Below are 14,992 nucleotides of genomic sequence, written 5' to 3' on the forward strand. Positions count from 1 at the left end.
TCATGTATCACTTTGATAACAATTGCCACATGAACAACACTGGTGCCGTTACCTAGCATCGTTCGAGTGAGAGTTGTTACCTACACCCCTGATTTGAGGATTGACCCCATGCCCCACGAATCGAGCTATGCAGCTAAGCATGCGTTAGGCGTCGTAGCAGGCGCGGCTATACCTGCCGCAGTGATCGGCAGTCTGGCCCTCGCCCCCGCAGTTCAGGCGGCTCCTGTTCCATTGCCTCTGAGCCCAAACTCCTTATCGCCGAAAAGCGTCTCACCAGAGACCGTCAAGATCGCTGAAGACCAAATCAAAGCGCATCTGCTTGCTTCTCGTGTTTCGACGATGGGGCTTCCTGCTAAACGCAGCGTCAAGGAAATCAAAGTCGAGCCAGGCTCTTCGTTGTGGAGTATTGCCAAGGAATATGACACTTCCGTCTCCGAGTTGAAGAAGCTCAACAATCTCAAGAACGACGTTATTGTTGCCGGAAAGACTCTTAAGGTTCCGGGCAGCGCTTCCTCTTCACAGGAGAAGTCAAAGTCTCAGAGCACTCATAGCTCGTCATACACGGTCAAAAATGGCGATACGCTTGGGGCAATCGCCGCGAAGCACAACATGAGTTTGTCTTCGTTGCTGAGCAAGAATGACATCTCAGCTAGTTCGCTGATATTCCCAGGCGACAAGCTCACCGTTTCGGGCAGCTCCAAATCCTCTGAGCCAAAGAACGAAAGCAAGAACCAGAATTCAAGTTCAAGCTCTTCTGCTTACACGGTCAAGAGCGGCGACACCCTCGGCGGCATCGCCGCCAAACACAACATGAGCCTCTCGGCCCTGTTGAGCAAGAACAATGTTTCCGCGTCGAAGCCGATCTTCCCAGGTGACAAGCTCACCGTTTCGGGCAGCTCCAAATCCTCTGAGCCGGAGAACGAAAGCAAGAACCAGAATTCAGGTTCAAGCTCTTCTGCTTACACGGTCAAGAGCGGCGACACCCTCGGCGGCATCGCAGCCAAGCACAACATGAGCCTCTCGGCCCTGTTGAGCAAAAACAACATCAGCGCCGGCAAGCACATCTTCCCCGGCGATAAGCTAGTTGTTTCTGGTGGATCTTCGAGTTCCAATAATTCTGAGAAGAAGAGCGAACCGAAGAAGTCCGGCAACGCAACCTACACAGTCAAGAGCGGTGACACGCTTGGCGGTATCGCTGGCCAGCACAATATGAAGCTGTCGGCGCTGCTTAACTTGAACCCTCAGGTGAGCACCCAAGCTCCGCTGAAGATTGGTGAAAAGCTCAAGGTCTCAGGCTCCTCTGTACAGCCAAACGGCAATATCGAGAAGAAGGAAGACCGCAAGATCGGCAATACTTTTGAAGGTCGCACCTATCCGGATGCCACCGTCAATGATGCCAATCAGAACAAGAACTACTTAGATTCCGTCTCGGTCCCAAGCCGTGACGAAATGAAAGCCATGATCCGTTCGACCGCTAACAGCATGGGGGTTGACCCTGCACTTGCCATGGCACACGCCATGCAAGAATCCGGCTTCAACATGCGTGCAGTCTCCCCCGCCAACGCCCTGGGCGCCATGCAGGTTATTCCGAGCACCGGCGAATGGATGTCTTCCCGGCTCGGACGCGATCTGAACTTGCTGAAGCCACAGGACAATGTCACTGCTGGAGTGGCCACGATCCGTTTCAATCTAGATAACACCGATAGTTTGGACGATGCAATTGCTTCGTACTACCAAGGGCTCGGAGGAGTTCGAAAGTACGGGATGTTCGAAGACACCAAGCGCTACGTCGCGAGCGTCAAATCATTGATGAAGCAATACAGCTAAAACCAAAGAGTAGGGGGCAAGTTCTTTAGGAACTTGCCCCCTACTCTTTAACGCGTTACTTCTTGGTCTATGCTGAGTACTGCTCGCGCCGGTTGCGGTGTAGCGGCATTTCTATGACAACCTTTGTTCCTTGCGGTTCAGATTGCACCCACTGGATTTCGCCAGATAGTTCGCTTGTGACCAAGGTGCGCACGATCTGCAATCCCAAACCTTCACGCCGCGGACCGTCTGGCAGGCCATGCCCGTCGTCTTGAATCACCACACGCAACCAGTCTTTGCCGTCATGTCCGCGGTACCGGTTCGCGAGGAGTCCCACTTCGCCATCCCTGTTGGCCAATCCATGTTCCACAGCGTTCGTCACCAGTTCATTGATAACCAACGACAGTGGTGTGGCCAAATCGGCATCGAGCATTCCGAATTCGCCTTCGCGCCGCGTAGCAACGCGCTGACCCGGAGACGCAATTTCGACAATAAGCCGGAACTGGCGATCCATCAGGTCATCAAATTTGACGGTTTCGTTCAGGCCCTTGGACAAGAAATCGTGCACCGATGCGATAGTTGAAACGCGCCGCATCGCCTGTTCGAGTCCTTGTTGGCCCTCGACTGAGTTCATCCGCCGCGATTGCATGCGCAATAGAGCCGCCACGGTCTGCAGATTGTTTTTTACCCTGTGGTGAATTTCCCGAATCGTCGCGTCTTTGGTGACAAGTTCCTTCTCGCGACGTCTGAGCTCAGTGACATCACGGCAAAGCACTAGGGCACCCCAACGTTTCGCTTCATCTCGAAGCGGGATTGCACGAAGGGACAGGGTGACCCCGGAAAATTCGACTTCGGTACGCCATGGCATTTTGCCTTGCAGCACCAGTGGTAGCGTTTCATCGACAACGCGACGGTCACTGACCAGGGCCATGGTCAGATCCGCGAGCGGTTGACCTTGGAGAACTTCGGCCGCCCCTAGCCGGCGGAAAGCCGACACTGCGTTCGGGCTGGCGTATTCGACCACCCCGTTGACGTTGAGCCTGATGAATCCATCACCGACACGGGGCGCGCCGCGGCGTGAGCCGGTAGGGCTTGCGAAGTCCGGCCACAGCCCCCGGGTTCCCATGGTCAGAAGGTCCTCGGCGCTCTGCCGGTACACGAGTTCCAAGTTCGAGGGCGTACGTGCCTGATTTGGATCGAAGTGTGAGGTGATCACGGCAACCGGACGGTGCTGGCGGACCAAGGGAATTGCTTGGACCGAAGTTAATCCGGAAATCAGATCGGCGCTTGGTTGCTCTGCAGATTTTTGCACGCGTTGGCTACCCCAAGCCTGATCAACCATGAGTCGCAAATCTCTACGGATCCGCTCTCCCACAAAGTCTGTGTGGAATACGGTGTGTGAGGTAGAAGGCCGTACGTGCGCGAGCGCGACATAGGACCCGTCGCCGGTGGGGAACCAAAGAACGAGATCGGCGAACGCCAGATCTGAGATCAGTTGCCAGTCCCCCACCAGCAGGTGGAGCCAGTCCTCATCACCGGGCCCGAGGTTTGCTTGTTGACGGAGTTGCTCGGTGATGAGGGCCATAAGGGGGTGTTACCTCCGGACGATGGAACGCAGAAGGCGAAGGGCTACAGACAGCGACGCCATATCGTCGCGTCCGAGGCTGTTTACTTCAGCAAACATTGTCTTCGCACGATCAAGGTTAGCCGTGTTTGCTTCTTCCCAAGCCGCAACACGCTCTGCCGGCCCGCCAATCTCCGCACCGTTGTCCAATACGTTCAAGGTCAGATCAATGAGTGTTGTATACAGATCGTCACGCATTGCGGCACGGGCCAACGCCTGCCAACGATCCGAACGCGGCAGCTTGGTGATCCGATTGAGCAAATCGTCGGCGCCAAACTGGTTGTACAACACGAAGTAGGTCTCGGCGACCTGCTGTGCCGAATACTCGGTACGCCCAACCAACTCGGCGATATCCAACAAGGTATAGGACTCAAACTGCGAGGCCCACATGCTTGCTCGATGCTCGTCGATCCCATTGCTGATGGCATCAAGCTGCCATGCGTTGTATCGCTCGAGATCCGACCCGCGCAGCAGCGCCGGCAGGCTCTGGCGCAACTCGCTGACGATCGGTTCATAGTTGCCCACGATTTCTTCGACCGGCTGCTGCTGATCAACGCGGTTGATGAACCAACGCGTCGTGCGATCCAACAAGCGGCGCATGTCGTGATGTTGCCTTCCCCAGTACGCCACCTCCGTACCAGCGGGTTGGAGGTTGATCGCAGCGAATTGGCGGTCGAAACCATAGATTTCACGCAATGCAGTGAACATCTTGGCGATCTGGACTTCGCTTGCACCGGTTTCTTCCATGGCACGGAAGACATAAGTGACCCCACCGATGTTGATGATGTCATTGGCGACAACGGTCGCAATGATCTCCCGGCGCAACGGGTGAGTTTCTAGCTGATCACCGAAACGATCGACGAGCTGCTGCGGGAAATAGCGGCGCAATGTCGCTACATAGTACGGATCATCTGCCAGATCGGACTCGGCCAGCGCATGCGCGAGCTGAATTTTGGCGTAGGCGGCCAGCACCGAAATCTCCGGGGCGGTCATCATCTCGCCAGCGCTCTTGCGCTGTTCTAGCTCGTCGCTATTCGGCAGGAACTCCAGCTCGCGATTCAGGTCAGCGTTTTTTTCCAACCACTGCATCAGTCGCTCGTAGGCAGGAGCCCAGACCTTGGCTGCATGCTTTTCGTTCAGCAGTAGCACGTTCTGGTCAAAGTTGGCCTGCAGCACTAGGTCGCCCACATTGTCCGTCATCGACAACAAGAAATCGGTGCGTTCTTCGGCGGTGAGCTTTCCCGCCTTGATCTGTCGGTCTACGAAGATCTTGATGTTTACTTCGCGGTCCGAAGTATCTACCCCGGCGGAGTTATCGATGGCGTCGGTATTGAGGATAACGCCATTGCGGGCTGCCTCGATGCGGCCAAGCTGCGTCATGCCCAGGTTTCCGCCCTCGCCGATGACCTTGACGCGAATTGCACCGCCATCAACACGGATCGCGTCGTTAGCGCGATCGCCCACCTGGGCGTGTGTTTCGGCGCTGGATTTCACATAGGTCCCAATGCCGCCGTTGTAGAGCAGGTCAACTGGTGCCGACAGAATTGCTTTGAGCAATTCATTTGGGCTCAGCTTGGTGACCGAGGAGTCCAGGCCCAGGACTTCGCGTACCTGCACGCTAATCGGAACCGACTTCAAGCTGCGGGAGTAGACTCCGCCGCCTTCGGAAATCAGTTCCTTGTTGTAGTCTGCCCAGCTCGAGCGCGGAAGATCGTATAGGCGCTGGCGCTCGACAAAGGAGGCTTCCGGCGCCGGGTTTGGATCTAGGAAAATATCGCGGTGGTCGAATGCAGCGACCAGATTCACGGTACGGGTGCGCAGAAGTCCATTGCCAAAGACATCGCCGGACATGTCGCCAACGCCTACAGCGGTGAATTCTTCACGCTGAGTATCCAGACCAAGTTCGAAGAAATGACGCTTGACCGATTCCCATGCACCGCGGGCGGTAATGCCCATGCCCTTATGGTCATAGCCTACAGAGCCTCCCGAGGCGAAGGCGTCGCCCAGCCAGTGGCCCTTCTCCTGAGAAATCGAGTTAGCGATATCTGAGAAGCTTGCTGTGCCCTTGTCCGCGGCCACTACCAGATAGGTGTCGTCCCCGTCGTGGCGGACCACATTAGCTGGTGACTCGACGTGCTCGCCATTTTCATCGGTGACCAGATTATCGGTCAAATCCAGCAAGGTCCGGATAAAGATCCGGTAGGAGGCTTTGCCTTCTTCCATCCAAGCTGCCCGATCTACGGCCGGGTTGGGTAGTTGCTTGGCGTAGAAACCGCCCTTTGCGCCGGTTGGCACAATCACCGAGTTCTTGACCATCTGAGCCTTGACCAGACCCAACACTTCGGTGCGGAAGTCCTCTCGACGATCGGACCAGCGCAGGCCACCACGGGCAACTGCGCCAAACCGGAAATGCACACCCTCAACACGTGGTGAGTAGACCCACATTTCATGCCTCGGCCGTGGGAATGGCGCGAAGTCAATCTCTTCGGGTGCGAGCTTGAAGGCCAGCGCGAGACGTTCGGTGTAGTAGTTCGTCCGTTTAGTTGCCTCTATGACCTTTACGAAACGGCGAAGCAGCGTGTCAGCGTCTAAGGTGGGCACATTTTCAAGTGCTTCGTCGATCTGTGCCAGGGCCTGATCCCGTGCCGAAGTTGAAGCCTCAGCAGAGAACGAAGGATCGAAGGTGGCATGGAACAAATCGACGATACCGTGTGTCACCGCCGCGTTGTTGACCAGGGTCGATGCGATAAATCCGGTGGAATTCGAAATGCCAAGCTGCAAAAGGTAGTGCGCGTAGGCGCGAAGCATGGCGACTTCCTGCCAGCTTAACCCTTCATGCAGCACCAGGGCATTGAGCTTGTCCGATTCGGCGGCGTTGCGAACCACGGCCGAGTAGGCGTCGGCAAGTTTGGTTTCGATTGTGTCGAAGTCGATTTCTGGATCAACCTTCAGACCCATGTCATAGATGTATCGCTCGCCGATGCCTTCGGGGCTCAGCTCATAGGGGCGCTCATCAACCACATCAAGACCCAAATCCTGCAGCACGGGCAGGATCCCTGAAAGCAGCAGTGGCCGGTCTACAAAGATTTTCATTCGCTTGGTGACGGCGGAATCTTCGTCATTGGCAGCATCGTAGAAGGAAACGACTGGTCCTTGCTGATCCGGAGCATCAAGCTCTTCCAGCAGGTCGATGTCGGCCAGTGCATCTTCAATCTCGAATTGCACCTTGTACGCTGCGGGGAATGCGCCAGCCCACGAATTGGCCAGGTGATTCGCTTCGCCCGGTTCGAGGCTACTCCGTGCGGTGTCGGTAATCGCGTCGTTCCAGGAGCGAACTGCCTTGGCGATTCGATTCTCCAATGCCTTGCGATCCACCACCGGGGTCAGCCCATGGTGCTGAAGGCGAAGTCGATAGAACAGCCGGACCAATGCACCGGCTCCGAGCTGCGCTTCATATTCGGTGGACACCGGATTGAAGCTGGAATCCAGCTCTTTTTCGATACGCTGTCGCACATCGGTGGAGAACCTGTCGCGTGGCAGATACACCATTGCGGTCACAAAGCGCCCGTAGGAGTCAGTGCGCAGGAAGACCGAGGTGCGGCGACGCTCTTGCAGACGCAGAATGCCCAATGCAATTTCGGTAAGGTCGTCTACCGAGATCTGGAACATTTCATCGCGCGGGTAGGACTCTAGGATCGTGACGATGTCCTTGCCGGAGTGCGAGTCTCGGGCGAATCCGGTATTTTTCAGGACCGCTTCGATTTTTTCGCGCACCACCGGTACGGTTTTCACACTAGAGGTGTACACCTTGGTCGCAAACAACCCAATGAAGCGACGCTCACCGTTGACGTCGCCGTTGGCATCGAAGCTCTTGACCCCAACATAGTCCAGGTAGACTCCGCGGTGCACGGTGGAACGCGAGTTCGCTTTGGTGATGATCAATGCGCGCTTGTCGCGGGCCGTTGCGCGGCCACGCTTGGTCAGGTGCTGTGGGCCCTGGTCCTCCAAGGATCGCATGAGCCCTAGACCGCTTCCTTCGCGGGCAACGAGTACGTCTTCTCCGTGCTCCGTCGTCAGATAGTAGTCGCGGTAGCCCAAGAACGTGAAACGACCGTCCGACATCCAGTTCAGCAGTTCTACCGCCTGATCGAGATCGGCAATCTCGCCTGCATTTGCGGTCTGCGGCAGCGTCTGGGCAATGCTCTTTGCACGATCCAGCATTGCGGGCCAGTCCTGCACGGCAACACGCACGTCGGCAAGGACCTTCAGCAAATTTTCAACGATCGTCACGGCTTCAGCGTCGGAGAGGTCGCGGGCGACTTCTACCGAAATCCAGGATTCAACCTTGGTGTGCGTGTCAATCGAGGTCAGCGTGCTTAGATCCGACAAGGCAGCCGTATCGCCACTGGCAACGTGCTGCAACCCCGTGTGCGACAGCTTTTTGATCAATCCAGTGTCTCGATCGCGTGATACCACGAAAGTCGGATGCACGACGAGCTGAATTGGGGCTGAAAGCCGGACCAGTTCCGCAGTGACCGAATCAACCAAGAACGGCATATCGTCGGTGACGATATGTACCACCGAAACACCATTGTTGCGGGTAATAGATACGTTGGCCGTATCAACGTCGCGGCCATATCCGATTTCCAAGTGTGCGGCTACTCGCGCCTCGAGCTCGTCGGGCGTAAACGCCGCGACATCTTCTCTAGCGATTTGGCCATAGTATTCGCTCACCAACTGCGAGGTGAGTGTCGCATCCATAAATGATTCTGACATGCTGGATTCCGACGAGTTCAAGTGAACGCCTCCAAGAACGAAGTTCTAATTAATCCGCGTCTTTGCGGATCTCCGATAGAAACCACACTACCGTGTTTTCGTGTACCAAAGTTCAAGGATTCAGCCGATTCGACGACTCAGTCGCTTCCGTCTCGTTTCCGTGGATTTAATGCCCAGCAAACCTCGTATTTCAGTACGCAATGTACTTCTAGGGGCGATTTCAGCCAAGGGCGATCCGGCCAGTAGCGCCGCATTGCAGCTCACCACGTCTTGGGGCAGGTATCCAGCGATGCAATGATTGGGCCCGAACCGATCCCAGGTTTCCAAGAGACGCCGTTTGGGGCTATGCCCGGTATTCGCAGCACCGATTTTATTGAATACAATCTGCAGAGTCACCCCCGGGATTTGATCTTCCAATTCATCGATCGCTCGAAGGGCACGCGGGATCCCTACGCTATCTGCGGCGACAACCATAAATACTTCATCCGAACAGCGAAGCATCTCCACGGTGACTGCGTTGCGCTGAGGCGCTTGCGTGTCAAAGCTCAGTTGTTCGTCCAATTCCACCTGGGACGCGACATCAAGCACCACCAAATCATTGTGTTCACGCAAGACACTCGTCGCACGACGTAGCGCAGAGGCCCTCACCTCCGGCCACCTGCTGGACCGGGGCAGCCCGGTGGCGACTTTGAGTATCGCAGTACCAACTTCGACGCTCAAGCAGGTTGCATCCAACCTTGCAGGGTCGAGTGACCCCGAGTCAATCACACGACAAAGCTGCGCGATGGATGCGGATTCATCGAGCAGACCCAACTGTATGGAAATGGACGCGGCAAAAGTATCGGCGTCCAGTATCACCACGGTTTTTCCTGAGAGAGCGGCTTCCACAGCGTAGTTCAGCGCCACCGTGCTTCGGCCTGGTGCGCCCGCTGCGCCCCAGAAGCACACAATTTTTCCGGTCGACAATTTCGCTTGCTCTGAGGCCTCGCTGACTTGCGCTTCATCCAACTCATCGGGATGCGTCAACTCACGAAGCGCCTGCACCACGAGTAGTTCGAGTTCCAGCATTGGAACGCTCTCATTTACTTCGATCATCCCTTGGGTGGTGCCACCGTTTCGAGGTTTTTCGTCCAGCAGCACCAGCACCATTTGTTGTGAAGTCACCGCGTCGATCTGCTCCAGTGGCGGCAGCAGCTCCCGACCGGACACCAACAGCACATCTGCTACGCCCACCGCACAGGCCGCAATGGCCTCGGCAATATCTTCACAAACGCGAGTGACCATCAATTCGCCGCGATACCCTTCGATTTGGCGGACAACGTGTTCACCATTTCCCAGCACCACCACCGAGATACTCATTGCTGGGTACCGGCTGGATTGTAGATCACTATAATTCTCGATTCGTTGGCCAAGGCTTGAAGCAGTGGCTCGAGATGGTCGGGTTCGACGAGCAGCTCTAGATTGGTACCGTTTTGATTCACGAGTCCCCCTGCGCGGGCTACCCGTGCAGAGACTTCCACCATACTTGCCAGCTGTTCTGGAACTCCGTACGCCGAACCGCCCTTTTCACGTTGGGCAATCCATACGTCGACGAAACTACCCGGGGTAATCGCCGGTGTAAGATCCGCGGGCAGATCAATATTGATTGGCCTGCGGGAGCCCAAATCGTTGTGCGTAATGGAGTTGTTCGGGATGAACTCACCGGCTCCGATGAAGGTATTGGCACGGGCGTTGGTAATGAGTTCCGGGTTCGCTTCGAGGTACTGAACACCGGATTCTCCGAGTTGCACATTTTCAGTTCGAAGATTTTGCATTGAGAGTTCTTCACCCAGAGTGATGTTTGCTCCGGCTACATAAACCTCTGTGGTGTGGTTCAATTCGCGCACGAGATAGACCGTGCCAATCACTGACGCCACTACCAGGACCGCGCCCAGGGCCAATCTCGGGTCCTTCCACGTCGGTCGTTTTACTCGCGGTGCGCTGGCAGAACGAGTTGTGCCGGTGTTCTGTTCGCCGCTCATGCTCTGTCCTTTGCCCGCGCTAGCTACTTGTTTCGAGAGCCTACGACAAGTTTCGGTTGGTGTGAAGACCTATTCCGAGGCCTGTGGATTATTAGATATCAACGACTTGGACCCAGCCGACCGTTTCCAGAGGCAAGAGCTGATAGCCGGTGATACTTCGATCTCGCGCGTAATCGTCTCTGGGATGAATCGCCATGATGAGAAAGTCTTTACCTACCTGCGACAAGGTTCCTTCGGCTACTGGCTTGCCGTTGATGTCATAGGCCAAGGTTCGTTGGCGATCACGTAGCACGCCGCGAACCACCGTGGAGAATTTAACTGGCGACAAGCGCCCTTCGAGGTTAGACCCGATCTGCGACATTTCCAGTGACCGCAGCGCGAAGTTCTTCACCAGCCAACGCTTACCTCCATTTTCAAGGCAGAAATAGTCTTTACCGATGGGGCCAAGCCTTGCGTTAATTTCGTATTCGCCGGCCAGCTTCACGGCAACTGCCGATCCTTGAATCCGAAGCAAGCGCTCATGCATTTGCTCTGTAGCGCGTTCGATACGAATACCTTCCGCTACCTCTTCGCGGAACTGTGCCGCCAACTGGGCCTCGGCCTGCGCCTCAAGATCTTCGAAAAGGGAATCCCATCGCATGCGCCCACTGTACGAGAGAAGAGTTTTTCAGGGAACCCTCTTCCATAAAATCAAATAAAGTGTCATCATCTATATCTAACAACATCAAATTGCATCAAATCACATAAAAAAGAGGCGAGAACGATGCTCCACTTAAGGAAGACTTTCATGGTTGGACTGCTGGTTGGTGCAACGTTGGTCATCCTGTTGACCTTGACCGAATGGGCTGTACGTTCGCGGCCTCACTTCGACCCAGCCGGCGACCCGTCGCAGAACTTACTGGTGTTATTTCTGCTTGGCACCGGAGTCCTCTTTGGTGCGTATCTAATTTTTTATGCTCTCCTGCGCGCAGCAATTTACGCGGCACGCCACGGGCATAGCGGCTTCTTGGAATTGTTGACCCGTTTGGCCCCTAGCTTGACTCGCCGTGCCGTGGGATCGATCTTAGGAACAACGTTGGCACTGTCCGGAACCAGCATTGCCTACGGCGCGACGACTCCTCCCACGGATATTTCGCACCACCAAACCGGGCAGCTGGCGTCGTTGGAGCACGGGCCCGAACCGTCCTCAGCACAGCCAGCTACCGAAGTCCCTACACCGGGCTGGTTTCCTGGCTCACTGAGCATTCCCATGAACCGACTTCTGGGATCCGGGAATAACCGAAAAAGTGCCTCTGCTCCATCGGATCATGTAGTCGTCGCATCCGGGCAAACCCTATGGAGCATCGCCAACGACTTGCTCAACAAACACGGATCCGCTGCGGAAATTGCCGAGCTTTGGCCGCAAATATATGAGCTGAATCGCGAGGTGATTGGGGAGGATCCGAATCTGCTGCGGCTTGGTATCGAACTGCAGCTGCCCAAAACCGACTAAGGAGGAAATCACAGTGAGCATCGAGTCAGAAATACTTGTCAGCCGGACAAGAAATACTAGGGCAGGCATCTGCCCAAACACACCGCTACGCTTCACCGCAGATCATCGCCAGCTCAGTGCCAACAGATCACCACAGCAAATTTCGTTGGCAATGGATCGTATATTTCATCGACCGGCGATTGCACCATCCGAACGCAAGACCGTCATCGAACTCTCTCATGCGGTGTCCAGAGCGGTCTTCGAGATCATCGCTGGATATCGTTCGGTAAGTCAATTGACTTTTGTGATGGACCCCGAATGTGTAAAAAAACTTCGTTCGCAGGCAATTCTGCAAACCGGCGGCTACACAGTCCAGCCGATGCCGGGCACCAGCCACGGCGAGGTACGTTCGCTGCACCTGTGGCCTACGATATCCGGAGCCTACGAATGCTCTGTCATCGTGGCCTTTAAACACCGCGTCCGCGCCGTAGCTCTCAGAATTGAGCCTTGGCACGGACGATGGCAAATCACCAGTGTTGAAATGCTTTAGCGGCGCTTAGTCTTCTTGTTCTTTTTGGCCGCTTTGGCCGGATTCGAAGCTTGCTTGGCCTGGGTACTGGCTTCGCCGTCCTCGTCAGGCCCGGTGAACTGCAAGTTCTTCGGAGCTGCCGGTTCGCCCACTGCACCGGAGGATTCCTGAGTCGTTTCCGAGCCGGACGGCACATCGAGGTTGAACAGGGTTCCGATGCTTTCCTCGCGGATGGACTCCATCATGGTCTGGAACATGGTGTATCCCTCGCGCTGGTATTCAACCAGCGGATCGCGTTGCGCCATGGCGCGCAGACCGATGCCTTCCTTGAGATAGTCCATCTCGTACAGGTGCTCTTGCCACTTTCGGCCGATCGTGGACAGCACGACGCGACGTTCGAGATCTCTTAGGACTTCGGCGCCAATGGCCTTTTCGCGCAGTTCATACTGGTACTTTGCGTCAGAGAGAATCTCGGTTTCCAAGAACTGCGGAGTTAGATGCCCAACGCCGTGCACTTCCTCGACTACTTCATCGATCGTTAGACCGATCGGGTAAAGCTGCTTGAGGTTTGTCCATAGCTGCTTCAGGTCCCAATCATCTGGGTTACCAACCAGAGTGACCTCATTGACCATGGATTTCACGACGTCTTCGAGGAAGTGGTTGACCTTCTCGTCGATATTTTCGCCTTCTAGGATCGCGCGGCGATCGGCGTAGATTGCTTCACGCTGGCGGTTCATCACGTCATCGTATTTCAGCACGTTCTTGCGCTGTTCGGCATTTACGCCCTCGACCTGTGCCTGAGCGGATTCGATGGCTTTGGAGACCATTTTGGATTCCAGGGCCACATCGTCTGGCATCGACGGATTATTCATGATGCGCTCAGCCATACCGGAGTTGAACCGTCGCATCAGGTCATCGGTCATTGAGAGGTAGAACCGGGACTCACCCGGGTCACCCTGACGGCCCGCACGACCACGCAACTGGTTGTCGATTCGCCGCGATTCGTGGCGTTCGGTGCCAAGCACGTACAGCCCACCGAGCGCGGTGACCTCGTCGGCTTCGCTTGCTACGGTGGCCTTGGCTTTCGCAAAGACCTCATCCCAAACCTTGTTGTATTCCTCCGGATGGTTCTCCGGATCCAATCCCCGGCGTTCCATCTCGGCGACGGCCAGGAACTCGGCGTTGCCACCGAGCATAATATCGGTACCACGGCCGGCCATGTTGGTGGAGACGGTGACGCCATTTTTACGACCCGCCATGGCAACGACGGCAGCTTCGCGTGCGTGCTGTTTAGCGTTCAGAACCTCGTGGCGAATACCGCCCTTGGAGAGCAGCCTAGACAAGTACTCGCTTTTTTCAACGCTGGTGGTACCCACCAGGATGGGCTGTCCGCTTCCGTGGCGTTCGGCGATGTCTTCGACGACCGCATTGAATTTGGAAACTTCATTCTTGTAGATCAGGTCGGCCTGATCGTTTCGTATGGCCGGGCGGTTTGTTGGAATTTCGACGACACCGAGTTTGTAGGTGCCCATAAATTCGGCGGCTTCAGTCTGCGCGGTACCGGTCATGCCGGAGATCTTGTCGTACATGCGGAAGTAGTTCTGCAAGGTGATGGTCGCCAAGGTCTGATTCTCAGCCTTGATGCTGACACCTTCCTTGGCTTCGATGGCCTGGTGCATGCCTTCGGAATAGCGGCGGCCTTCAAGGGCACGTCCGGTATGTTCATCGACAATCATGACTTCGTCCTTGACAACGACGTAGTCCTTGTCTTTTTTGAACAGTTCCTTGGCCTTGATTGCGTTGTTCAGGAAGCCGATCAGCGGGGTGTTATTCGATTCGTACAGGTTGTCGATGCCAAGATAGTCTTCAACCTTCTCGATACCATCTTCGAGCACACCGATAGTGCGCTTCTTTTCGTCGACTTCATAGTCGTCCTCACGGTCGAGGCGTTTGACGATCTTGGCGAACTCGGTGTACCAGCGGTTCACATCCCCTGATGCTTGGCCCGAAATGATCAACGGCGTACGCGCCTCGTCGATCAGAATCGAGTCGACCTCATCAACGATCACAAAGTTGTGTCCGCGCTGAACAAGTTCGGTCTTGTTCCATGCCATGTTGTCGCGCAGATAATCGAATCCGAATTCGTTGTTCGTTCCGTATGTAATGTCGTTCTCGTACTGTTTGCGCCGTGCGGCTGGATCCATATTGGACAAGATGCAACCACAGCTCAGGCCGAGGAATCGGAAAACACGTCCCATAAGATCCGACTGGTACTGCGCGAGGAAGTCGTTGGTGGTCACCACGTGCACGCCCTTGCCGGACAGGGCATTTAGATAAGCTGGCGCAGTCGCAACCAAGGTCTTGCCTTCACCGGTACGCATTTCTGCGATATTACCCAGGTGCAGTGCGGCGCCACCCATGAGCTGGACGTCGAAGTGGCGCATGCCCAGAACTCGGTCTGAGGCCTCGCGAACGGCCGCGAAAGCTTCCGGAAGCAATGCTTCAAGACTTTCGCCTTCTGCTAAACGAGCACGGAACTTATCGGTCTCGGCTTTAAGCTCCTCGTCCGACATGTCGCGAAATTCGTCTTCCAACGTATTGATCGTGTCGGCGTAAGCTCGAAGAGTCTTTAGAATCTTCTTGTCGCCGGTACGCAAAATACGTTCTAGCAATGATGCCACGTGGTAGCTCCCAATATCTCAAGCACAGTAAATTCTGGCGTCTTTAGTCTACGTGAGGAAATCAGCACAACTTGCTATTTCCCG

The 14,992-nt window shown here is 55.5% G+C and carries 9 protein-coding genes; 3 read left to right on the top strand and 6 right to left on the bottom strand.

Going from position 1 to position 14,992, the window contains the following annotated elements:
- Positions 1 to 108 precede the first annotated feature (108 nt).
- A complete protein-coding gene (locus ACT3UA_RS01455) occupies positions 109 to 1,827 on the top strand; it encodes a lytic transglycosylase domain-containing protein (protein WP_096286573.1) in 1,719 nt (572 codons plus the stop codon).
- A gap of 67 nt (positions 1,828 to 1,894) precedes the next feature.
- On the opposite strand, the gene ACT3UA_RS01460 is transcribed toward ACT3UA_RS01455, so the two are convergent.
- The 5 genes from ACT3UA_RS01460 to ACT3UA_RS01480 form a co-directional block, all read right to left on the bottom strand.
- Positions 1,895 to 3,391 (bottom strand): sensor histidine kinase, encoded by a 1,497-nt coding sequence (locus ACT3UA_RS01460; RefSeq protein WP_096286575.1) that lies wholly within the window; start codon positions 3,389 to 3,391, stop codon positions 1,895 to 1,897.
- Positions 3,392 to 3,400: 9 nt separating this feature from the next.
- Positions 3,401 to 8,206, bottom strand: coding sequence for an NAD-glutamate dehydrogenase (locus ACT3UA_RS01465; protein ID WP_255248445.1), 4,806 nt, complete (start codon positions 8,204 to 8,206; stop codon positions 3,401 to 3,403).
- Between the two features lie 120 nt (positions 8,207 to 8,326).
- Entirely contained in the window at positions 8,327 to 9,565 is a 1,239-nt protein-coding gene (locus ACT3UA_RS01470; protein WP_096286579.1) for an AAA family ATPase, read from the bottom strand.
- The gene (locus tag ACT3UA_RS01475) at positions 9,562 to 10,227 is read right to left on the bottom strand and encodes a hypothetical protein (RefSeq protein WP_141393540.1); all 666 of its coding nucleotides are present in this window, start codon (positions 10,225 to 10,227) and stop codon (positions 9,562 to 9,564) included. The genes ACT3UA_RS01470 and ACT3UA_RS01475 overlap by 4 nt, the downstream gene beginning before the upstream one ends.
- 91 nt (positions 10,228 to 10,318) lie before the next feature.
- Entirely contained in the window at positions 10,319 to 10,867 is a 549-nt protein-coding gene (locus ACT3UA_RS01480; protein ID WP_096286583.1) for a hypothetical protein, read from the bottom strand.
- Between the two features lie 147 nt (positions 10,868 to 11,014).
- Here ACT3UA_RS01480 and ACT3UA_RS01485 point away from each other — a divergent pair, with 147 nt between their 5' ends.
- Together ACT3UA_RS01485 and ACT3UA_RS01490 are read left to right on the top strand one after the other, a co-directional pair.
- Positions 11,015 to 11,719: a LysM peptidoglycan-binding domain-containing protein gene (locus ACT3UA_RS01485; RefSeq protein WP_096286585.1), complete on the top strand. Its 705-nt coding sequence runs from the start codon at positions 11,015 to 11,017 to the stop codon at positions 11,717 to 11,719.
- A gap of 13 nt (positions 11,720 to 11,732) precedes the next feature.
- A complete protein-coding gene (locus ACT3UA_RS01490; protein WP_141393541.1) occupies positions 11,733 to 12,248 on the top strand; it encodes an Rv3235 family protein in 516 nt (171 codons plus the stop codon).
- On the opposite strand, the gene secA is transcribed toward ACT3UA_RS01490, so the two are convergent.
- On the bottom strand, positions 12,245 to 14,908 hold the full coding sequence (secA, locus tag ACT3UA_RS01495) for a preprotein translocase subunit SecA (protein ID WP_096286587.1): 2,664 nt from the start codon (positions 14,906 to 14,908) through the stop codon (positions 12,245 to 12,247). The genes ACT3UA_RS01490 and secA overlap by 4 nt on opposite strands.
- Positions 14,909 to 14,992: the final 84 nt, after the last annotated feature.

The organism is Glutamicibacter sp. 363 (genome assembly GCF_052379505.1).
Lineage (GTDB): Bacteria > Actinomycetota > Actinomycetes > Actinomycetales > Micrococcaceae > Glutamicibacter.

Excerpts from the sequence above, each read along its gene's own strand:
- ACT3UA_RS01455 (WP_096286573.1), top strand. The coding sequence starts at position 109 with ATGCCCCACGAATCGAGCTATGCAGCTAAGCATGCGTTAGGCGTCGTA.
- ACT3UA_RS01460 (WP_096286575.1), bottom strand. The coding sequence starts at position 3,391 with ATGGCCCTCATCACCGAGCAACTCCGTCAACAAGCAAACCTCGGGCCC.
- ACT3UA_RS01465 (WP_255248445.1), bottom strand. The coding sequence starts at position 8,206 with ATGTCAGAATCATTTATGGATGCGACACTCACCTCGCAGTTGGTGAGC.
- ACT3UA_RS01470 (WP_096286579.1), bottom strand. The coding sequence starts at position 9,565 with ATGAGTATCTCGGTGGTGGTGCTGGGAAATGGTGAACACGTTGTCCGC.
- ACT3UA_RS01475 (WP_141393540.1), bottom strand. The coding sequence starts at position 10,227 with ATGAGCGGCGAACAGAACACCGGCACAACTCGTTCTGCCAGCGCACCG.
- ACT3UA_RS01480 (WP_096286583.1), bottom strand. The coding sequence starts at position 10,867 with ATGCGATGGGATTCCCTTTTCGAAGATCTTGAGGCGCAGGCCGAGGCC.
- ACT3UA_RS01485 (WP_096286585.1), top strand. The coding sequence starts at position 11,015 with ATGGTTGGACTGCTGGTTGGTGCAACGTTGGTCATCCTGTTGACCTTG.